The organism is Paeniglutamicibacter terrestris (assembly GCF_012271785.1).
GTDB lineage: Bacteria > Actinomycetota > Actinomycetes > Actinomycetales > Micrococcaceae > Paeniglutamicibacter > Paeniglutamicibacter terrestris.
In genome coordinates, this window is the sequence record NZ_JAAWVT010000001.1 from 986,658 (window position 1) to 1,007,741 (window position 21,084).

The 21,084-nt window shown below is 64.3% G+C and carries 15 protein-coding genes; 5 read left to right on the plus strand and 10 right to left on the minus strand.

Going from position 1 to position 21,084, the window contains the following annotated elements; translation table 11 throughout:
• Nucleotides 1-216: 216 nt before the first annotated feature.
• From HED64_RS19780 to HED64_RS04385, 7 genes are read right to left on the minus strand one after another with little or no spacing between them, the layout of a single operon-like run.
• Nucleotides 217-612: a cupin domain-containing protein gene (locus HED64_RS19780; RefSeq protein ID WP_210149198.1), complete on the minus strand. Its 396-nt coding sequence runs from the start codon at nt 610-612 to the stop codon at nt 217-219.
• Complete coding sequence (locus HED64_RS04360) at nt 609-2,054, minus strand: NAD(P)/FAD-dependent oxidoreductase (RefSeq protein WP_168150828.1); 1,446 nt, start codon at nt 2,052-2,054, stop codon at nt 609-611. Before HED64_RS04360 ends, HED64_RS19780 begins: the two co-directional genes overlap by 4 nt.
• Nucleotides 2,055-2,065: 11 nt before the next feature.
• Nucleotides 2,066-3,739, minus strand: coding sequence for a dipeptide ABC transporter ATP-binding protein (locus HED64_RS04365; RefSeq protein ID WP_168150829.1), 1,674 nt, complete (start codon nt 3,737-3,739; stop codon nt 2,066-2,068).
• The gene (locus HED64_RS04370; protein ID WP_168150830.1) at nt 3,736-4,593 is read right to left on the minus strand and encodes an ABC transporter permease; all 858 of its coding nucleotides are present in this window, start codon (nt 4,591-4,593) and stop codon (nt 3,736-3,738) included. The genes HED64_RS04365 and HED64_RS04370 overlap by 4 nt, the downstream gene beginning before the upstream one ends.
• On the minus strand, nt 4,590-5,615 hold the full coding sequence (locus tag HED64_RS04375) for an ABC transporter permease (protein WP_168150831.1): 1,026 nt from the start codon (nt 5,613-5,615) through the stop codon (nt 4,590-4,592). The genes HED64_RS04370 and HED64_RS04375 overlap by 4 nt, the downstream gene beginning before the upstream one ends.
• Complete coding sequence (locus tag HED64_RS04380) at nt 5,602-7,233, minus strand: ABC transporter substrate-binding protein (RefSeq protein ID WP_168150832.1); 1,632 nt, start codon at nt 7,231-7,233, stop codon at nt 5,602-5,604. Before HED64_RS04380 ends, HED64_RS04375 begins: the two co-directional genes overlap by 14 nt.
• Before the next feature lie 11 nt (nt 7,234-7,244).
• Nucleotides 7,245-8,924: an amidohydrolase gene (locus HED64_RS04385; RefSeq protein WP_168150833.1), complete on the minus strand. Its 1,680-nt coding sequence runs from the start codon at nt 8,922-8,924 to the stop codon at nt 7,245-7,247.
• 150 nt (nt 8,925-9,074) lie between these two features.
• Between HED64_RS04385 and HED64_RS04390 the strand changes: the two genes are divergently transcribed.
• Nucleotides 9,075-9,785, plus strand: coding sequence for a TetR/AcrR family transcriptional regulator (locus HED64_RS04390; RefSeq protein WP_168150834.1), 711 nt, complete (start codon nt 9,075-9,077; stop codon nt 9,783-9,785).
• 143 nt (nt 9,786-9,928) lie between these two features.
• Here the strand turns inward: HED64_RS04390 and HED64_RS04395 are convergent, their stop codons facing one another.
• Nucleotides 9,929-11,557: an ABC transporter substrate-binding protein gene (locus tag HED64_RS04395; RefSeq protein WP_168150835.1), complete on the minus strand. Its 1,629-nt coding sequence runs from the start codon at nt 11,555-11,557 to the stop codon at nt 9,929-9,931.
• Nucleotides 11,558-11,934: 377 nt separating this feature from the next.
• Between HED64_RS04395 and HED64_RS04400 the strand changes: the two genes are divergently transcribed.
• The 3 genes from HED64_RS04400 to HED64_RS04410 all read left to right on the plus strand — a co-directional run bounded on the left by HED64_RS04400 (nt 11,935) and on the right by HED64_RS04410 (nt 16,607).
• Nucleotides 11,935-12,603, plus strand: coding sequence for a TetR family transcriptional regulator (locus tag HED64_RS04400; RefSeq protein ID WP_168150836.1), 669 nt, complete (start codon nt 11,935-11,937; stop codon nt 12,601-12,603).
• A gap of 477 nt (nt 12,604-13,080) precedes the next feature.
• The gene (locus HED64_RS04405; RefSeq protein WP_168150837.1) at nt 13,081-15,291 is read left to right on the plus strand and encodes a glycosyltransferase; all 2,211 of its coding nucleotides are present in this window, start codon (nt 13,081-13,083) and stop codon (nt 15,289-15,291) included.
• Nucleotides 15,288-16,607 (plus strand): glycosyltransferase, encoded by a 1,320-nt coding sequence (locus HED64_RS04410; protein ID WP_168150838.1) that lies wholly within the window; start codon nt 15,288-15,290, stop codon nt 16,605-16,607. The genes HED64_RS04405 and HED64_RS04410 overlap by 4 nt, the downstream gene beginning before the upstream one ends.
• A gap of 148 nt (nt 16,608-16,755) precedes the next feature.
• On the opposite strand, the gene HED64_RS04415 is transcribed toward HED64_RS04410, so the two are convergent.
• Nucleotides 16,756-18,402 carry a DHA2 family efflux MFS transporter permease subunit gene (locus tag HED64_RS04415; RefSeq protein ID WP_168150839.1) on the minus strand — a complete coding sequence of 549 codons (1,647 nt, stop codon included), beginning with the start codon at nt 18,400-18,402 and terminating at the stop codon, nt 16,756-16,758.
• Between the two features lie 97 nt (nt 18,403-18,499).
• Between HED64_RS04415 and HED64_RS20145 the strand changes: the two genes are divergently transcribed.
• Complete coding sequence (locus HED64_RS20145; protein WP_168150840.1) at nt 18,500-19,489, plus strand: alpha/beta hydrolase; 990 nt, start codon at nt 18,500-18,502, stop codon at nt 19,487-19,489.
• A 152-nt stretch (nt 19,490-19,641) separates the two neighbouring features.
• Here the strand turns inward: HED64_RS20145 and HED64_RS04425 are convergent, their stop codons facing one another.
• Nucleotides 19,642-21,039: an MFS transporter gene (locus HED64_RS04425; RefSeq protein ID WP_168150841.1), complete on the minus strand. Its 1,398-nt coding sequence runs from the start codon at nt 21,037-21,039 to the stop codon at nt 19,642-19,644.
• Nucleotides 21,040-21,084: the final 45 nt, after the last annotated feature.

The following is a 21,084-nucleotide window of genomic DNA, read 5'->3' on the forward strand; positions in this document are numbered from 1 at the left end:
GCCGCTGGTTCCCGGACGTTCTAGGGAAACCGTCGTGCGGCGTGCGAAGTCGACCGCCGCCATACCGGCACGAGAATCGATGTATCGGACGCCGCCCCCGCATGACGGGGGCGGCGTCGTTCATTCCCAAAGAAGGCCACGGCGGATTCTCACCTGATCCCCACGAAGGGACCTTGCCGTGCCACACAGTGGCCGGGCGCTCTGGCTTCCCTGCCGCTACCCGGCCGGGGCCAGGTACATCTTGCGCAGTGGCCCATCCAGCGTCCAGCTGGTGTGCATGCCCTCGGATAAGTGGCACACGGTGCCCGGAAGCAGGCGAAGCTCTGCGGCCTCGAAGCCGTTCCGCGCGTGGATCTGTACGGTGGCCGAACCGCTGAGCACGATGAAGAGTTCCTCGGCCTCCACGTCACTCATGGAACCGGCGCTCATTTCCCAGAGCCCGAACTCGACGCCGAAGACCTCGCCCAGACGCTTCGCTGCGGTGCTCGGGTTCCCCGCCAAGACCTGCACGGCCGGGACCGACTCGTGTTCGAGCCTGACCTCCGGGGCGTTCACGGTGCGACGCGGGCGCCTGACGAGCGTGGCCGGTTGCGGGTTACTGGCCCCGCTCACGAGTCGAACCCCATGCCCACGGCATCCATGGTTTTGAGGAAGAGTCCGCGCTGGCCCGCGCGGCGATCCGCACGGGCCAGGGCACCGGTCATCAGCTTCACGCCGAGCCAGGCGGCAGGCTCCGGAGGGAAGGGCAGCGGCTTCTTCGTGACCATCTGCAGGTTGGTGAGCTCGTTGTCCTTGCCCTCGAGCAGATCCAGCATGACCTTCGCACCGAAGCGGGAAGCCCCGACACCCAGGCCGGTGAAGCCGGCGCAAGAGGCGACCTTGCCTCCGTAGGCCAGGTCGAAGAAGGAGAAGAAGCGGCTGCAGGAGTCAATCGCCCCGCCCCAGGCGTGGGAGAACTTCAGGTCCCGCAGGTCCGGGAAGGTCGCGAAGAAGTGCGCGGCAAGCTTCCTGTAAGTGCTCTCGTTGTCGTAGAACTCCGGGTTAACCTTGCCGCCGAAGCGGTAGATCGCATCAAAGCCGCCGTAGAGGATGCGGAAATCCCCGTTCTCGTCGAGAATCGGGCGCGAGTAGTGAAAGCGGTTGTTCAAATCCACCAGCCCGTGCAAAGTTTCCCAGCCGATCGCCGCGCGCTGCGCCGCGGTCAGCGGTTCGGTGACCAGCACGTAGTCGTAAACCGGGACGGTCATCAGCGCGTTGCGCTTGAGTAGGGACGGGAACACGTTCGTGGCCAGCGCGACCCTCGAGGCGAGAACCTGCCCGGTGGCGGTTTTCGCCACGATTGAACCCTCTGCCTCCTCGATGCCGGTGACCTTCGACTGCTCGAAGATGCGCACACCAAGGCCTTCGCAGGCCGCCAGCAGGCCCCAGGCGAGCTTCGCCGGGTTCACCAGGACGGTGTCGCCGCGACTCCACGAGCCCGAGATGAAGGCCTCGGACTTGATCATCTTGGACGTGTCTTCGCGGTCCAGGTAGAGCGCGTCCCCGCCATCGGATTCCTCGCGCAGCCAGGAATCCTGGTGCGGTTCGGTCGCCACGGCCAGCGCGCCCTCGCGGTACAGGTCGCAGTCGATGCCGTAGCGTTCGATCGTCTGAACCAGCTCGGCCAGGTTTTCGATGCCGAGCTCGGTCAGCCGCGCGTTTTCCTTCGGCAGGTGCGCCTCTCCGTTGGACTCGCCGTGCACCAGCGAGGCCTCGCAAAAGCCGCCGTTGCGCCCCGATGCCTCGGAGGCGATCCAACCGGCCTCCAGGATCACCATCGTGGTTTCGGGGTTGCGCTCCTTGGCCTGCAGCGCCGTCCACAACCCGGTGTAGCCGCCGCCGACCACCAGCAGGTCGGCCTCGATCCGGTCGCGCAGCGGTTCGTGGATGCCGGGGCGCAGCGGAGAATCGAGCCAGTACACGGCCCGCTTGGTGTCGCGCAGGGCAGCGGCGCACAGCGCCGGGTCGATGGTCTTTTCGGCGTTCTCGAAGAACGTCGGCGTTGAAATTGTCATGGCCTTTTTCTCTAGGATCTGTTGTTCCGTGCGGGTTCCAGGTCCCCGTGGCGGGGATCTGGATCGGTGCCGGCGCCGGGGTCGGTTTCCCACCGCGGGCGCGGCACCGAGGCCAGCAGGGTCTGGGTGTAGGGGTGTTGCGGATTACCCAGCACGGCCCGAGTCGGGCCGCTCTCCACGATGGCGCCGTCCTGGACCACCAGCAGCTCGTCGCAGATTTCCCCGACGATGGCCAGGTCGTGGCTGATGAACAGCACCGCGACCCCACTGTCCTTGCGCAGCTTGTTGACCAGCTCTAGCACCTGCGCCTGCACCGAGACATCCAGTGCGCTGGTGGCCTCGTCGAGCACCAGCAGTCGCGGGTTCAGGGCCATGGCCTTGGCGATCGCGACGCGCTGCCGCTGGCCGCCCGAGAGCTTGCGCGGGTAGAGGTTCGCGTGCCTTTCCTCCAGACCCACGGATTCAAGCAATTGCCCGATGCGCGCCCTCATGGCCTTGGCGTCGAGCCGGTAGTGCAGTTTCAGGACCGCCGCCAGAGCCTTGGCCGGGGTGAGCCGCGAATCCAGAGACTGGTAGGGATCCTGAAACACCATCTGGACGCGCGAGGCCGTTTTCAGCCGGCGTTCCCTGGCGCTACCGCCGGTGATCGCGCCGCCGGCCAGGGTGATCTCCCCGCTGTCGGCGTGTTCCAGACCGGCAACGATGCGTCCCAGGGTCGACTTGCCCGATCCCGACTCCCCGACGATCGCCAAGCCGCCGCCGGCAGGGATGGCCAGCGACACGGATTTCAGCGCCCGAACCGGCGGTTGGCCCCGCAGCTGATAGGTCTTGGAGACGTTCTCCACGCTCAGCACCGGGGCCCCGGCGGATCCGCTGGGCTGCGAGCCTGACCGCGGCGCGCTGCGCATGCCGGGGGTCGCCGCGACAAGTTGTTGGGTATATTCCGAGACGGGCCGCTCGAAGACCTGGCGGGTCACGCCGTGCTCCTGGAGCACGCCGTGGCGCAGCACATAGGTGCGGTCGGCGATCGACGCGGCCAGAGCCAGATCGTGGGTGATGAACAGCATGCCCATGGAGCGCTCGGACACGGCCCGCGAGAGCAACCGGATCACCGCCGCCTGGGTGGTGACATCCAGCGCGGTCGTCGACTCGTCGCAGATCAGCAGCTCCGGATCGTTCATCAGGGCGCCGGCAATCATGACGCGCTGCAACATGCCCCCGGAGAGCTCGTGCGGGTACTGCTTCATGCGGGCCTCGGGGTTGCTAAGCCCCATCGAGGCGAGCAGCTCCACGGCGCGGGCCTCAAGCATCGCCTTGTTAGCGCCGGGCACCTGCATCATCGGCTCGATGAGGTGGGCCCCCAGGGTACGCACCGGGTTGATGGAGGAGCGCGGGTCCTGGAAGACCATGGCTGCCCGACCGCGGCGCATGGCGCGCAGCTGGGCACCGGAGGCCTTGAGCACCGCAAGGCCGCCGAGGTCGATGTCGCCGGTGACCTGGGCCGCGGAGGGCAACAGGCCCAGCACCGCGCGGGCGGTCAACGACTTTCCGGATCCCGATTCGCCCACCAGCGCGACGGTTTCCCCGCGCTCGATATGCATCGATACCTTCTCCAGCAGCTGCAGCGGGGGCGCTGCGGCCGCAGCGACCCGGATGCTCAGTTCCTTGATGTCGAGAATTTTCATGCGAAGGGATCTCCCAGCTTGTCGGAAAGCCAACCGCCCACGGTGTTCACAGCCACAACGACGAGCACCACGGCCACCGACGGGATGAGGGCGGGCAGGAAGTTGCCGCTGACCAATGCGGATTGGCCCTCGTTGATCATGTTGCCCCAGTCGGCCTGCGGCGCCTGGATGCCCAGTCCCAGGAAGGAGAGGGCGGCAAGCTCGACGAGCACGTACCCGAAGTTCTGCGTGGTCTGCGATCCGACCACGCCCAACACGTTGGGCATCACGGCGCGGGTGGCGATCCACGGTGCGGAGAACCCCTGCACCGCGTAGGCCGAGACGTATTGCCGGTTCTTTTCCGTGGCCACCAGTTGGCGGGTCAGGCGCCCGATGTACGGGGTGTAGGCGATGGACATGGCTAGCACCGGGGCGATGAGGCCCTTGCCGAACAGTGCCACGGCGAGGATCGCCAGCAGCAGCGCGGGGAACGCCAGCACGATGTCGAAGGCGCGGGAGATGACGGCATCGATCCTGCCGCCGGACCAGCCCGCCCACAAACCACACAGCAGGCCCAGGATGGTGGAGAGCAGCACCACGAAGGCCGGACCGGCCAGAGCGGTGCGCGAACCGTGGATCATGCGTGAAAAGATGTCACGCCCCAGGGCGTCGGTGCCCAGCCAGTGCTGGGCCGTCGGTCCCGAATTGACCCGCAGCAAATCGACGGTGGCCGGCGGGTAGGGGGCGATGAGCGGGGCGAGGACCGCCGCCAACAGGATCAGCGCCAAAAAGCTCGTGGAGAAGATCAGCCCCCACCTGCGGTTTTTCAGGGACAGGTGTTTCAGTGGCAAGCGCGAAGCGGCTTGAATGCTCATCGTGCTCCCTCCCCCGCCTTGAGGCGTGGATCGATGACGGGACCCAGGAGATCGACCAGGGTGTTGATGGCCACGAAGGCGGTGACGACGATCAGCACGATGGCCTGCACCACCGGGAAATCCAAACGGTCCACGGAGGAAACCAGCAACGAACCCAGCCCGGCCAGGCCGAAGGCCTGTTCCACAATCGCGGAGGACACCAGCAGGCCCGCAACCAGAAGTCCGGAGACCGTGAGGATCGGGCCGGTGGCGTTGCGCAGCACGTGGCGGATCACCACGGCCACCGGGGTGATGCCGCGGGAACGGGCCACCTCGACGTGTTCGCGGGCGAACTGCTCGACCATGGCCGAACGGGTCACCCGGCCCACCACGGCAATGAAGGACAGTGCCAGGGCCAGGGAGGGAAGAACCAGGTGGTAGAGCATGTCCGCGAATCCGTTTCCCGACCCGAAGGAGGGGAAGAGGCCAAGCTGCACCGCAAAGATCGCAATCAGCACGATGGCGCCGACGAAGGACGGGATGGCTGCCAGCCCGGACATGGAGGCCACGATCGCCCGGTCCGCGAAAGTACCGCGCAGCAGTGACGCCGCGATTCCCGCAGCCAGGCCGAGGATCGCGATCATCACACCTGCCATGACCACCAGTCCCAGGGTGACGGGCAGGCGGCCCAGAATCACCTCGGTGACGTCCTGGCGGTACTGCAGGGAGCGGCCGAAATCGCCCTGCACCACCCCGGTGATCCAGTTCCAGTACTGTTCCAGCGGCGGCCTGTCCAGGCCGTAGATGGCCGTGACCTCGGCGATGGCCTCGGGGTTGGGGCTTCGCCCGCGCAGCAGGAAGTTGATCGGGTCCCCCGGCACCAGCCAGCGGGAGAAGAACACGATCACCGAGGAAACGAACACGGTGAAGAGGAAGGCGCCGATCTTGCCGGCCGCCAGTTTCAGTGCCGTAGCCGCCTGCCGCGGGGCTTTGGCGGCCCCCGGTGCCGGCGGGGTTGCTGCGGCGAGGTTACTTTGCGCCAATGTGGGCCGCCCAGGGGTAGTACAGGTAGTTCACCGACGGTGAAGCACCCGTGATCTTGTTGTTCATCCACAGATTGGTCGGGCTCTCATAGAGCGGCAACCAGGGAAGTTCCTTGTTGAGGATTTTCTGCGATTCCACGGCTAAGGAAAGGCTCTTGACGGAATCCTTTGTGTGCAAGCTGGCATTCGTTGCCTTGTCGAATTCCGTGTTGGACCAGCTGCCGTAGTTGGAGAAGTCTCCCGTGCGAAGGATCGAGAACATCTCCAGCGGGTTGCCGGCGGACAGGTACCAGTTGGTGTAGAACAGGTCGGTCCCCTCCCGGGCCGCCGGATCCGAGAAGAGCGCGGAGTACGCATTTGGGGTCACCGTGTTGATCTTGGCCTTCAGGCCGATCGATTCGGCTGCGGCGGCGGTGGCCTGGGCCGTCACCGCGAAGTTGTTGCCCATGGGTGCGGTGGTGATGGTGATCTCCGCACCGGCCACGCCCTGTTCCTCGATGATCTTGGCTGCGGCCTCGATATCGTACGGGTAGTCGATGAGGTCCTTGAAGGCTGAAGCCTTGGTTGCGGCATCGGCCGATCCCCACACCGACTCGGTGGTCAGCGAGTTGGTCCGGGTGGCGAAACCGGCCTCGGCGGCCTGCACCAGGCCGTTGCGGTCAATGGCCATCAACAACGCCTTGCGGACCTCGGCGTTTCCCAGCGGGCCCTCGGGGTTGGACACGACCAGGCTATTGACGGCCGAGTTCAGCCCGAAGAAGACATCGCCGGCGCCCGAGGCCTTCAATTCGCCGATGGCGTTGGAGGGAAGCATCCAGCCGCCGTCGATCTCGCCGGACTTCAGGGCGTTCACCCGTGCCACGGGGTCGGACTGGATGACGAATTCAACTTCCTGGGCCTTGGCCAGAAGTTTCTTGTCCCAGTAGCCGTCGAAGCGGGTGAGGTTGATTTTCTCGCCGCTTTGCCAGCTCTTGAGTTCAAACGGCCCGGTGCAATTCACCCCGCCGGTGGAGTTTCCGTAGTCGCCGCCGGCAGCCTGCAGGGTTGCAGCCGATTCGATGACGCCCGGGGCACCCGAGAGCGACTCGTTGAACAGGGCGTCCGGGACCTTGGTGGTCACGGTGACCTCGTGGGTTCCTGTCTTCTTGATGTCATTAACATTGGCGTAGGCCGAGTACCAGAACGAGCCCACGGCCGGATCCAGGTGGCGGTTCATGGAGAACACCACATCGTCCGCGCTCAGCGTGCTTCCGTCGTGGAACGTGACGCCCTCGCGAATGGTGTAGACCCAGGTGGTCGGGTTCGGGTTCTCGAACTTGGAGGCCAGGCCGGGGCCAACGCTCATGTCCGCGTTCAGGCGCAGCAGCGACTCGCAGACGTTGGCTAGGACCTGGTTGTCGGAGAAGTCGAAGGCGTAGGCGTAGTCCAGCGAGCTCGGTTCGGCGTACAGCGACCAGCTCAGCTTGTCGAGTTCCCCCGACGGTGCCGCGGTGTTGACCGTGAGGTCGAAGCTGGGCTTCGCGGCGCTGGCGCTGTCCTCGCTCGGGGTCACCGCGCAGGAGGCAAGGGCCAGCACGGCTCCCGCGGCGAGCGCAAGTTTTAGGGGCTTATTCATCATCTTCCCGGGCCTTACTTGGATGCAACGGGAACGTCGGTGGCTGCGTAAACGCACTTTCCGTCGATCCAGGTGGAGATCACACGGCTGCGGAAGATGTCCCGGGCCGCAACCTCAAACGGGTTCGGGGACACCACGGCGAAATCGGCGAAGTAGCCCGGGGCTATGCTGCCGGTGGCATCGTCGCGGTGGTTCACATAGGCGGTTCCGGAGGTGTAGGCGGCCAGGATCGTGGCCAGGTCCAGGCGCTGTTTGTCGCCGCCCAGCGGCACGTTCTCCGTTTCCGGGGAGATGCGGTTCACGGCGATGTGCGAGCCGGCGATGGGGTCCGCGCTGGAGACGGGCCAGTCGCTGCCTGCGGCCAGCCTGGCGCCGGAGTTGAACAGGTCTCCGAACGGGTATTGCCGGTCCTGGGCGGATTCGGGCATGAACGGCAGGGTGAGCGTATCAAGCTGCTCCTCGTGGCAGGCCCACAGCGGTTGCAGGTTGGCCACGGCGTTGAGTTCGGCAAAGCGCGCCGCGTCGCTCGCGGAGACGACCTGAAGGTGAGCCAGATGGTGGCGCAGCGTGCTGGGTCCATTCGCTGCGCGGGCCGCCTCGAGGGCGTCCAGCGCATCGCGTACCGCACGGTCACCCAGTGCGTGGAAGTGCACTTGGAATCCCGCTGCATCGAGGGCGGTCACGTAGGTGGCCAGATCCGCGGCGGAGATGAAGGACAGTCCGTTGTTGTGGGTATTGTGCCCGCACTTGTCACGGTAGGGCTCGATCATCGAAGCGGTGAAGTTCTCGGCGATGCCATCCACCATGATCTTCACGGTGCCCAGGTTGAAGTGGTCGGGAAGTCCCAGCGCCTCGGCTTCGGCACGCGTGGCGATCATCGCATCGACCTGTTCCAGGCCCGCCTCACGCTTCCACCACTGCGCCCCGCGGACGCGGACCTTCAACCGGCCCTCGGCAATCAAGCGGTAGTAGGCGTCCTTGGGATCGGGGATGGCGGAACCTGCTCCAACCATGGCATCTTGCCAGCCGGTAATCCCCTGGGCGATCAGCTCGTCCTGGGCACGGGCAAGACCGGCCACCAGTAGCTCGACGGTCGCGGCCGGGGCATGGGCTTCGATCAGGCCCATGGCTCCCTCATGCAGGGTGCCCGCGGGCGATCCGTCGACCAGGCGCTCGATGCGCCCGTCGGCGGGGTCGGGGGTGTTGGCGTCAACGTCTGCGGCGCGGAAGGCGGCACTGTTGGCCCACATGGAGTGGTGGTCGCGGCTGGCCAACGAGACGGGGCGGTCGGGAACCACGGCGTCAATCAACGAGGCCAGGGGCGCTCCACCCGCGTAGTGGTCCATGGACCAACCGCCACCTTGAATCCATGGGACCTCGGGGTTTGCCACGGCATAGGCAGCGATGAGAGCGACAGCCTCCTCGGCATTGCCGGCTTCCGACAAATTGCACTGGAGCAATTCGGTCCCTCCACCGGTCGGGTGGATGTGCGAATCCTGGAATCCGGGAACCAGTAGTGCGCCGTCAAGCTCGACGATCTCGGCGTCGGAGCCCACGTGTGATTCGAGTTCCTCCTCGGGAACGATGGCCGCGATGCGGCCGTCGCGCACAAGCACGGCCTGCCCCGTAAGCGGTTCCCCGGAACCGGTAAAAACACTGCCCCCGCGGAATGCGATCTCCAAAATGTCCTGCATGTGACCCTCGTCTCCATAGTCTGCCTGATAGAACAGTAAGGGAGGTCAACGGGCCTGTCAATGCTGTTGACAGATATGTTGTCATCGAGAATTGTAGGGTTGATGGACGCAGCACCAGCCCCCGCCCACCGCGGGAAGAATGGAGAACGGATGGCAGCGGAAACCTCGAAGTCGAAGGGCCACAAGGCTCCCCTGGACCGGGATGCCTTTATTGCGGCAGGGCTGCGCATTTGTTCGCAAACACGCACCCTGTCATTGACCTACCGCGACCTCGGGCAGGAACTCGGCGTTGATCCCACGGCGATCTACCGACACTTCCACGGCAAGGAAAGCTTCATGCGGGAGCTGCTGGACAGGGTCTTTCAGATGGCCCACACCAGGGCGGCACACCCCACGGCACCATGGGAAGACCGCCTGATCGAGCTTGCGGCCTCGACCCTTGATACGTTCCTGGAGTACCCCGGCATCGCCGTGACGGCCACGTCCCTGACCACCGGCGGGCCGGGCGAACTGGCAAGCATGGAACTGGCACTCGATTGTTTCTGGGAGGCCGGCCTGCACGGCAGAGACCTCGTCGAACAGTACGCGGTCTTCGCCTCCTACACTCTCGCCGGTGCCGCCGGGCTAGCCAGAGATCTGGCCGACCCGGCGGGCGACGGTTCCTACGCTTGGTTTGCCGGACCCATGCTGGCAGAGCCCACACGCCACCCGTTGGCAACTTCGAGCCGCGACCACATCCTGGCCCTTGAACAAAGGAAAATCTTCCTCGCAGGCGTTGGGCAAATCGTTGCCGCAGCGAAAGAAAAGGCTCAACATTCCGGACCCTCTTCACCTCCAATGCCCAGGCAGCCCGCCGCATGACGCGCGGGGCCTCTGCGCCATACTCCCGCCCCGCGCGCAAAACACGACCCGTGACCCGCCGACAAGAAGGCCTGCTGCCCGAGAATCTCTCGAGCAGCAGGCCGTCCTGCCGGGCCGCTACCTGGGCCCACTTTGACGTACTGTCACTTGGCTCCGATTCTTGCCGCCCAGGGGTAGTACATGAAGTTGATCGACGGCGACGCTCCGGTGATCTTGTCGTTCATCCACAGCAGATTTGGGCTTTCATAGAGCGGTAGCCACGGGATCTCAGCATTGGCGATCTTCTGCGCCTCGAGGGACCTAGTGAAGCGTTCATCCTGGTCCATCGTTTGCACCGCTTCGTTGACGGACTTGTCGAATGGCGGACTCGACCAGCTGCCATAGTTGGAGAAGTCCTCGGTGCGCAGGATGGAGAACATCTCCTGCGGGTCGGCCACGGAAAGATACCAGCTGGTGAAGTACAGATCGGTCCCCTTACGGGCTTCCGGATCCGAGAAGAGCGCCGTGTAGGCGCTGGGAGTTACGGTGTTGATCTTGGCCTTGAGGCCGATCGATTCGGCGGCCGCCGCCGTCGCTTGGGATATCACGGCGAAGTCATGGCTGATGGGCGCAGTGGTAATGGTGATTTCTTGGCCCTCGACACCCTGTTCCTTGATGATCTCGGCCGCCGCCGCCACGTCATAGGGGTAGTCCGCAAGATCCTTGAAGGCGGCCTCCCGGGTAGCCGGATCGGCATGGCTCCACACCGACTCGGCGGTCAGCGAGTTGGTTCGCTTGCCGTACCCCGATGCCGCGGCCTGAACCAGTCCGTTGCGGTCGATGGCCATCAACAGTGCCTTGCGGACTTCCGGCTTGCCGAGCGGACCCTCGGGGTTTGAGACGACCAGCGACTGCACTGCGGTGTTCATGCCGAAGAATACTTGGCCTGCGCCCGAGGCCTTCAGTTCTCCCACGGCATTGGTGGGAACTAACCAGCCACCGTCGACCTCGCCCGACTTCATCGCATTGACGCGGGCCACCGGATCGGTCATGATCACGAAGTCGAGTTCCTTGGCCTTGGCTCTCAGCCCCTCGTCCCAATAGTCCTCAAAGCGCGTCAGGGACAGCTTTTCGCCGCTCTGCCACTTCTTCAGCTCGAACGGACCGGTGCAGTTCACCCCGCCGGAGGAATTGCCGTATTCGGCACCGAGCTTCTTCATACTCGCGGCACTGGCGATGACGCCCGCGGCTCCGGACATTGACTCGTTGAAGAGCGCATCTGGCGTCTTCGACGTCACGGTGACCTGGTTCGCTCCGGTCCTCTTGATGCTTTCAACGTTCTGGTACACCGAGTACCAGAACGATCCCACGGCCGGGTCAAGGTGCCGGTTGAGGGATGCCACCACATCGTCCGCGGTCAGCGTGGTGCCGTCGTGGAATTTTACTCCCTCGCGGATGGTGTAGACCCAGGTCTTGGGTGTCGGATTCTCGTATTTCGTGGCCAGGCCGGGGGAAATCGACATGTCATCCTCCAGGCGAACCAGGGATTCACACACGTTGGAAAGGATCTGGTTATCCGCGTAGTCGAAGGCGTAGACGTAGTCGAGTGAAAACGGCTCGGCGTAGGTGGACCACGTCAGCTTGTCCAGCTCGCCCGATGGCTCAGCAGTATTCGCCGTCACCTCATAGCTCGGCGTCGCGGCAGCCCCACCCTCATTCGGCGAGGCAGAGCAGGCGGCAAGCGCCAAAACGGCGCTTGCCGCCAGCGCAAGCCGTAGGGACTTGTTTCTCATTTTCAGGCTCCTAGTTCAGGTGGAAACAGCACGACGATCTACACGGCAATGAGTGGGCCACCCATCTCCTGCGGCGGGTTCCGCCCGAGGCCGGCAGCCGCAACGGACACCTTCCGGGAAGCGGGTCCAAAGACCACCCATGGCATCTGAATGACCCATCGTCGCGTTGCCGCGAATCGCCGGGGATTTCCCCGTCCGAAGCGCCCCATCCCGGAATCGCCAACCTTGTGACCCCCGTCTCTTTTGAGGGCTAGCTATGACACTAGGTCGAGTCAACCATGCTGTCAATGGTGTTGACATAGACGTTGTCACCATCGAATGTAGGATGAACGGAGAAACCAACAATTCCCGCCCCGGCGGGTAGAACGGAGGCCCGCGTGTCAGGCAAATCATCCACCGGCAAGCCCGCGAAGGCGCCGCTGGATCGTGAGGTCTTCGTCGAAGCGGCGTTTCGCTTGGCTTCACGCCCACATACGCTGACCCTGACCTACCGCGATCTCGGCAAGGAAGTGGGGGTCGACCCGACGGCGATCTACCGGCATTTCCAAAGCAAGGAAAGCCTCATGGAAGAGCTGCTCGACCGGCTCTACAAGATGGCCCACGCCAGAATGACAACCCCCACCGCGCAATGGGAAGACTGCCTGACGGAGTTTGCCGGCGCAACACTCGACACCTTCCTTGAGTACCCGGCCATCGCCGTGACGGCGACCTCGCTGACCACCAGGGGGCAAGGGGAACTCGACAGCATCGAACTCATGCTTGCCTGCTTCTCCGAAGCCGGACTGGAGGGACGCGCCCTGGCCGAGCAGTATGCGATCTTCGGCGCCTACGTACTGGCCAGTGCGGCCGGGTTGGCTAGGGACCATGCGGAATCGGCCGACTCCGATTCCCACGAGTGGTTCACTGGACCGCTATTTGCCGACCCCTCGCGCCACCCGCTCGTTGCCTCGCTGCGCGAGGAGATCCTCGCCCTCGATCACCGGGAGATCTTCTTGGCCGGCGTGCGGCAGATCATCGGGGCCGCCAAGGCCACATCGCCGGCCTGAGGCCCCGCCCCGTCAATGGCACCAGGTCGGCCGGATCCGATGATTCGACTGCCACCCTCCCGTCGAGCCCCACTCATGGGGATCCAGCTCGGCGGCATCCGCCGGCGCGCTTTCCGGCGCCGTGGCGCAGGCGGCCGAGAGTCGCCACTAGGAGCGGGTCATTAGCGCAAAGAGCCCTCGGAAGATCGAGGCGATGCCGGAGATACAGGAATAGAAGTGCACCCCCCGGCTTTTCCCTCCCCCAGAAACCAACCCCAACGTTGCTTCCCGGGTTGGAAGTTCATAGAGGCAGTGATCCAGCACGTGACCAGCGGCGCGATCACGAAGGCGGTGATCGGAGCTGCCGCGTCCTCGGCGTCCCGCGTGAAGGATGCCAAGGTCGCAACACAGATAGCTAGCTTGGTTAGGGATTGTGTAGGGTGGGAATCGCGGGTCACAAGCCGTGCCAAGTGGACCATTCCTGGACGAGGTGTATGCATGCGGATCCAAAGTTGTCTTGATGCCATAAAGAAGGCCGACCGGTTGGTCGATGCGTTGCGGCTGGCCGACGAACTGGCCGTGGAAGCCGGCAGGGACGGCGGGGTGCGAAACCTGCGTCTGCTGCGCAGCACCATCTCCGGACCCGACCAAGTCACGGCGATCGCCGCCATCCACGCCCTCGCCCAGGTCAGCGACGAGGAAGCCGACCAACACCTGGCCGAACTGCTCTCCAGCGACCAAGGGTTCATCCGCGAACATGCCGCCTGGGCCCACGATTCCCGGACCCCGCGTAGTAAATCCGTGGGCCGACTCATCGGCCTGGTGCACACCGGTGGGTTCGCCGGGATGCTCGCGCAGCGAACCCTCGAAGACTGGGCGGCCACCGTGCCGGAAATGATCACCGTGGGGCTCGAGGGCGCCCTGCTGGGCGTCACTGACGAGGCGGGACGCTATCGGCTGGCCGAAACGCTGGGCTTGGTGGGGCACGAGACGGCCATCCTTCTGCTTGAACGCATCGCGCGGGACACCCACGAGGCTGAAACTATCCGGGTGGCTGCGGTCATTGCCCTGGGCCAGCACCCGTGCTCCGAGGACACCAAGACCTACCTTGAAGCGATCGCGGAGGAAAACGACCTACTGGGCCAGGCTGCCCGGCTCACCCTGGCGGACCTCGCCTCATCCCTCACCCCGCGGCCCGCGCCCGGGGCTCCCGGGCAGGGGCTCACGATCGCCCAGCTGTTCCTGCATGCGGACATTGACGCGGACCTGAGCCACGCCGGCAGCGGGGACACCGGCGGGATCGCCACCCTGCTGGTGCGCTTGGGCGATGCGCTGGTCCACGGCCACGGGGACAACCCGACGGCCGGCACCGCGGGGCCCGAGGCGGACCGCAGTTCCACGGTCAGCCGCGTGGTAACGCTTTCCCGAGGGGGACTGGACGAAGCGGTGCGGAGCCTGGACGCCCTTCGTCAGACCGCCACCGGCCACGTCTACGGCCGCGTTCCCCTGTTGCAGGGCCCCATGCCGTCCGCGACGGCATGGCCGTTGCGGGTGGCAGCACGCCGCGGCATCCACCGCATCCTCTCGTCCATGGGACGGGTCGACGCACTGCACCTACGCATGGCCGACGTAGGAAGCCTGGCCGCGTTCGACGTCGCCCGCAACCTCGAAATCCCTGTCGTATTCACCGTGGCACCGGACCCGCACGCGGTGATCAACTCCATGGATCTTTCCGGACAATTGACGCGGGAGAACTTCGGGAACATCGACGAGGTCGAGCATTTCTGGTTCCGTGCGCGTCTGGTCCAGCGCATGGCAGCCACGGCAGCACACACCGTGTTCTTCCCGCGCCCGGAACTTGCCCAGGACATGAAGGAACTGGTGGGCCTGGACATGAGCCTGGAGCCCGAGCGTCACACCGTTATCCCCGAGGGCATCGATCTGCAGGTCGTCGACCGGGCCGTGAACGAAGCTCAAGAGCATGCCGCCGGGCACCCGGCCACTGAACCGCTGGTGCAGCTGCGCGAACTGTTGGCGCGGCTTCCCGCCGAACGCCGCGGGAAGCCGCTGCTCATCAGCGTGGGCCGGTTCCACCGCGTCAAGGGCATGGCCACCATCGTGGAGGCCTGGGCCGGTTCGGAGTTGCAGCAGCGGGCCAACCTGCTGCTGGTCGGCGGGAACCTGCGCCATCCCTCCCCCGACGAACTCGAACAGCTCGAGAGGATCAACGCGCTGATTGATCCCGGATCCCGGGAACCGAGCGGACTGATCCTGTCCGGGCACCAGCCCAACGACACTGTGGCCCGCTGGGTCGCCGCGGCACGCACCGGGGTTCCCGGCCTTGCCGCAGGTTCCGGGGTTTATGTCTGCGGCAGCCTCAAGGAAGAATTCGGGATAGCCCTGCTCGAGGCCATGGCCTCGGGCCTGCTGGTGGTGGCCCCGGATTCCGGAGGGCCGGCGACCTACCTCGAGCATGGACACACCGGGTTCCTCACCGCCACCTGGGACACCGCTCGGCTGCGCGCCGCCATCCTCGAGGCGCTGGAGTCCGCAGCGGTCGAAATCAGCCAGGAGCGTGCCTTGTATTCGCGCTCCGTTGTTGAGGCCGATTACACGGTCCAAGCCATGGCTCGTGCCCTGGCCAAGGTATATTCCGATGTACACCACGCAGACGTGGAACTTCAACGAGAGCTGGTTTCCGCCCCATGACGTTGCTGATCATCAGTCCCGACTATGCCTCCCACCTTTATCCGTTGGCCGCGCTGGGCACCAACTGGCTTGAAGCGGGCGAAAGAGTGGTGGTTGCCACCGGCGAGACGACCGCGTCAATCGTGGATTCCTTTGGATTCGAACATGTCCACCTGCAATTGAGCCGGGGGTCGAACCCGGGGGTGATCCGTGCAGAGGAACAGCCCGAGGGTGAGGACGACGCCTTGCGTGGATTCTTTGCCGCCACCCGCCTGGGCATGGTCCAGACGCTGGCTTTCCAGGCCGAGGAACGCATGAATGACCTCATGTGGGAACCGGTGAAGACCGCAAGGGCCGTGCAGCAAATCATCGATGAGATCGCACCGGACACGATCATCGTGGACCACCTGGCCTTCAGCGCCCGCCTGGGCATGGTGGCCGCCGGGATCGAACACATCGACGTGGTGTTGGGCCACCCCACTGCCCTCCCACTTCCGGCAGCAGCCGAAGTGTACGGCCTTCCCCCGGCGTGGCCGGCGGCTTTCTCCCCGGAGGACCAGGAAATGGAGGAGCTGCGGAATCTGTGCACCAGGGTGTCCGAATCCTTTACCTCCGAGTGGAATTCGGTCCTGGCTCAGTTGGCACCCGAGCTTGAGCCCTCCCCCGATGCCTTTGCCGAACACGGGGACGTGCTGGTCTTCAACTACCCCGGTGAACTCATGAGCGAAGAACGTGCCGGGCATCTTCCCCCGCATGTCTTCATTGGGTCATCGGTTCGCGCCGAAGCGGCTGAGGACCACGTCCAAGCATGGATCTCCGAGAGCGACGAACCATTTGTCTATGTCAGCTTCGGCAGCTTCCTCTCGGTGCGCGGGGATGTGCTGAACAAAGTTGTCACGGCCTTGAAAGAATCAAATATTCGTGCCGCAGTGGCCTATGGCTCCGCTGGCGCCGAGTCCCTGGGCGAAGTCCCCGAAAACTGGCTCGTTGGCGAATTCCTGCCCCAGGTCACGCTATTGGGTTCCGCCGCGGCCGCGGTGACCCACGGAGGAAACAACTCGGTCACCGAATCCCTGACCTTCGGGGTTCCTACCGTCGTACTGCCGTTTTCCACGGACCAGTTCGCCGGCGCCGCTGCCCTGGAGAACATCGGCTTTGGTGCCGCACTGGCACCCAACACCGCCACCGTCCAAGAGCTCCGGCATGCTCTGGGTGCCATGCTGTCGCTTCCGCAGGACACCCGCGACGAGCTGCATTCGCTGGGCCAATCCCTGCGGGAGGGTGCTGGGCGCAGTCAATTGCGGGCAGCCCTAGCCAAGGCAACCACCGGAAAATAAACGCTACTGTGCGCTCAATGGCTCAGCACCTGATGGGCGTTTGGTGGTGCCCGAGGTTCCCGTCTAAGGATCTGGGGTGTTTTAGTCCCTTGCCCGGTGCGACGGGCTGGGGGACACGATAGGCCGGGCGACCTTGGCGTACCGCGGCTTATTTTTTCTTGGCTTCCTCGGCAGTCGGCGGCTCTTCGTGGGGCGGCACCGCAGGCTTTAGCCTGAGGCTGGTCAGCAGACCGAGGGCCAAGGCGCCGGCCGCAATCCATGCGGCCACGGAGACACCCTGTGTTAATGCATTGCGTGCCGCGTCGGCGATGGCTGCGGTTTGCGGATTTTGGGACAAGGCTGAGATTGTGCCGCCCGAACTGTGGGTCACCGAATCCACGGCACCCTGGAGCTGCGGGAACTGGGCCACCAACCCCGAGACCTGGGACTCGGTGGAGTTCTTCAAGGTGGTGAACAGCGCGGTGCCCAGGATTGCGATTCCCAGGGCTGAACCGACTTGCCGCGCTGTTGACTGGGTGGAGGCCGCCTGTCCCGATTGTTGCACCGGGACATCGGCCAGCACCACCTGGGTCAGTTGGGCGGTGGCGAACCCCACCCCGATTCCATAGACAAACAGGATGGCCGAGGTCATCCAGGTGGAGGAATCGGGGCGGATCAACAGGGCCAGGGTTGCCACCGAAACAATCTCCAGTCCAACACCCAGCTGCACCATGCGCACCGCGGGTAGCGACTTGGACAGCGCGGATATCGACCCTGAGGCCACGAAGGATCCCGCTGCCAAGGGCACCAACGCCACCCCTGCTTGAAGCGCGCTGAGTCCCAAGACGTTTTGGAACCACAACGGGAGGGAAAGGATCAAACCGAACTCGCCCAGGCTCACCGTCAAGGCGGTGACGTTTCCGCGCGAGAAGGATGAGATGTTGAACAGGGAAAGATCGAGCAAGACACTGCGCTTGGCCTGCGACCGCGAACGCTCCAAGAGAATGAATCCGCCCAGCGCCAGGACCGACAGCGCAAAGGCCACCGGTGCCGGGGAAAACCCAAAGACGGAGAAGGGCGCATCGGTGGTGGCGCCCCACCACCCATAGTGGCGCCCTTCGATCAGGCCAAAGGCCAAGGATCCAAAGCCGACCACGGAAAGCAGGGCACCGAGGTAGTCATCGAGTTTCACGGTGTTGCTCTCCCTGGAGCCGGCCACGAAGTACAGGACACCTCCTGCCGCGATCAGCCCCAGCGGGATATTGATCAAGAACGCCCAGTTCCATGAGTAGGAGGAGGTCAGCCATCCGCCGACAATCGGTCCAACGGCGGCCATGCCACCGATGGTCGAGCCCCACACGGCAAAAGCGATGGTACGTTCCTTGCCGCGGAAGGTCGCATTGAGCAACGAGAGGGTTGCAGGAAGAATCATCGAGCCACCGACCCCCTGCACCGCACGTGCGGCGATCAGCCAGCCGCCCTCGGGGGCCAGTGCACACAGGGCAGAGCTGGCCAAGAAGATCAGCAATCCCAACACTAGGATCCGGCGCCGGCCAACCCGGTCCGCCACCCTGCCCCAGACCAGCAGCAACGCGGCGAACACCAGGGTGTAGATCTCCTGGATCCATTGCACCTGGGTGGTGCTCAGAGCCAGGTCGTTGATGATCGCCGGGACCGCCACCGCAACGATGGTGCTGTCCATGATGATCAGTGCCACCGAGAGGCTGATGGCGCCCAGTCCAAACCAGCGCAGCCTGCGGTATCGCTCGTTGTTTGCTTCCACGTGTGCCACACTACTCTTATATAGTTCCACCATGGAAGGATCTATGGAATGATTTTTGTGGCTCCGAGGAGCGCACGCACGTACGAAAAAACCAGTATGGATCGCAAGTTCTGAACGAAAGATGACCACCGTGGAACCGAACGCAGATAAAGAGCCTGCCGCGAGTCGCCGCCGGGCAACGAACCACACCGATGCGATTCTGTTCTGGGCAGTACGTCTGGTCTCGACCCTCGGTGTGGTTGCCGTAATCTGGGCGGCAATCGCCACAGGTGACATGCTCTTGCACGGGCACCCGGCGTACTCGGTCCTGCTCGGGCTGCTTTTCATCGTGTGCACGGTGGTCGCCATCCGTTCCTGGCGACGGCACACGCCCGGGCACCGAAGATTCAAGGTGCTGCGCGTCCTCGGCCTGCTGGTCTCCTGCGGGGTTCTTGCCCTGGCCGGCTGGCTCGTGCCGTACAGCGCGGAACCCGCGGCACGCTCGGCCATGGTCTCCGACGGCACGATCACCGTCACGGAGTCCCCAACGCAAATTCTGATGACACCTACCGGCACGCCCAGTGACGTCGGGGTGTTTTTTCAGCCCGGAGCCCTAGTTGACGCCCGGGCCTATGCCGCGGTCTTGCGGCCGCTGGCCGAGAGCGGCCACATCGTCGTCATCCCGAAACAGCCCCTTGGCATTGCCTTCCTGTCCACGAGGGCCTTCAACACCGCACGCACCGAGCATCGCCCGGTCGACCGGTGGGTGCTCGGTGGGCATTCACTCGGCGGGGTCGTGGCAGCGATCGACGCGCAGTCCGCCGCCAAGGACCCCGGCAAACCCGTGGCCGGGGTACTGTTCTTTGCCTCTTATCCAGCCTCGGACATCAGCTCCCTACAGGTGCCCATGCTTTCGATCTCAGCATCCAATGACGCCTTGACCACCCCGGAAAAAATCAAGGCCTCACGTGCCATGCTTCCGAAGGACACCACCTTCACGGAAATCGAAGGCGGTGTGCATGCAAACTTTGGTGACTACGGGACGCAATCCGGGGACGGCGAGCCAACGCTTTCCCGCGACGACGCTCGCACCGAAATTTCGGCTACGAGCCTCGCCTTTGTGCAATCGCTAAGCAGGTAGCGCCCCGGCGGAGTCCCGTCTAGTTCTGGATGAACGGGTAAGTCGGTGGACTCGGCGGCCCCTCGGTCTCGAAGATGGAGGCGTCGGGTTCGTTAAGCGGCGGGTCTTCCTACCAGCGACGCACCGGATCCGGGTTGGCGATCGCTGCGCGGTCATGGCTCCGGCGAGCTCTCCGGCGCCGTGGCATAGGCAACCGAGAGCCGCCGGTAGGAACGAGTAGTCAGCGCCACAAGACCCAAGATGATCGAGGCGATTCCGGAAACCAGGAATACCAGTGCGATCCCGCGGGCGTTTCCTTCCCCCAGCAACCAGCCCCAACTTTGCTGCCCGGGTTGGGAGTTCATGTACGGGATGATCCAGAACTCAGCCAGCGGCGCGATCATGAAAGCGGTGATCGGAGCCGCCGCCGCCTCGAAGGTCATGGCAAAGCCGAACACCCGCCCCTGCACCTTGTAGGGAACGACCTTCTGGATCACCGTCTGCTCCGCGGCCTCCACCGCGGGGATGAGCATCATGTAGATCCAGATGCCCACCGCGTAGAGCCACCACCACTCGCGGATCGTGAAGGATGCACCCAGCACCCCGGTGCAGGCAACCAGAATCAGCATGGTGCGAATCGGGTTCTTGCCCAGCCCGAACTTGGCCACCAATCCCCCACCGATCAGGAATCCGGTGGCCGTCACCCCGAGCACCACACCCCAGGCCTGAACCGGGAAAATCGTCAGACCGTAAGGATCCATCAGCGCCATGAAGACCCCGCCGGTGAGGTTGTTAAACGTGGTGAACAGGATCAACGCAAATAACCCCTGCGTCGCACGAACCGCAGCGATGCCGGCACGGAGTTCGGCGAAATTCTCGCGTCCTTCCGCCCGGATGATCTTGGGCTCGGGGATGCGCAGGACTAATAGGTGCACCAACACCGCCACACAGGCCACCAGCGCAATGAGGAGCGTTCCACCCATGCCCAAAAACCCGATGGAAAGGCCACTGAAAACAGAGGTGATCATAAATGCGAGGCCCTGCACGGTGCCCACCAGTCCATTGGCGTTGACCCTGCGATCTGCTGGCACCAGCAGCGTGACGGTGGTGGACAAGGCAATGTTGCGCAGCTGCTCGATTACCGATCCGATGAGAATCACGAGGGCAAAAAGCCAGAACCATACTCCTTTCAGGCTCATCAATTCGGCCTCGGGAACCATCAAGAACATGGCCGCTGCCACCAAGAAGCAGGCCACGGTGAACAGCGTGGAACCCACCATCACCGCGTGTTTGCGGTACCTGTCCACCAACACGCCGAAGAACAGCCCGAAGAAGGCGACCAGCAACATGTACGTTCCGCCAATGAGTCCGGTGGCGAGCACCGAACGGGTCTCCAGATACACCCAGAAGGTCAGGGCAAACCAGAGGAAACTGGTGGTGATATTGGCCAGGGCCGTATTAACCAGCACATGCAGAAACGTGCGATGCCCCGCGTTCGGTGGCGTCGTACGGGTGGCGGCCTGCCTGTCGGTCGTTTCGATGTCCGCGGAGGACGGGTCTTCCTGCGACATGTACCCAGCGTAGAACCCGGAGGAACTCGGCGAAAGACCAACGCG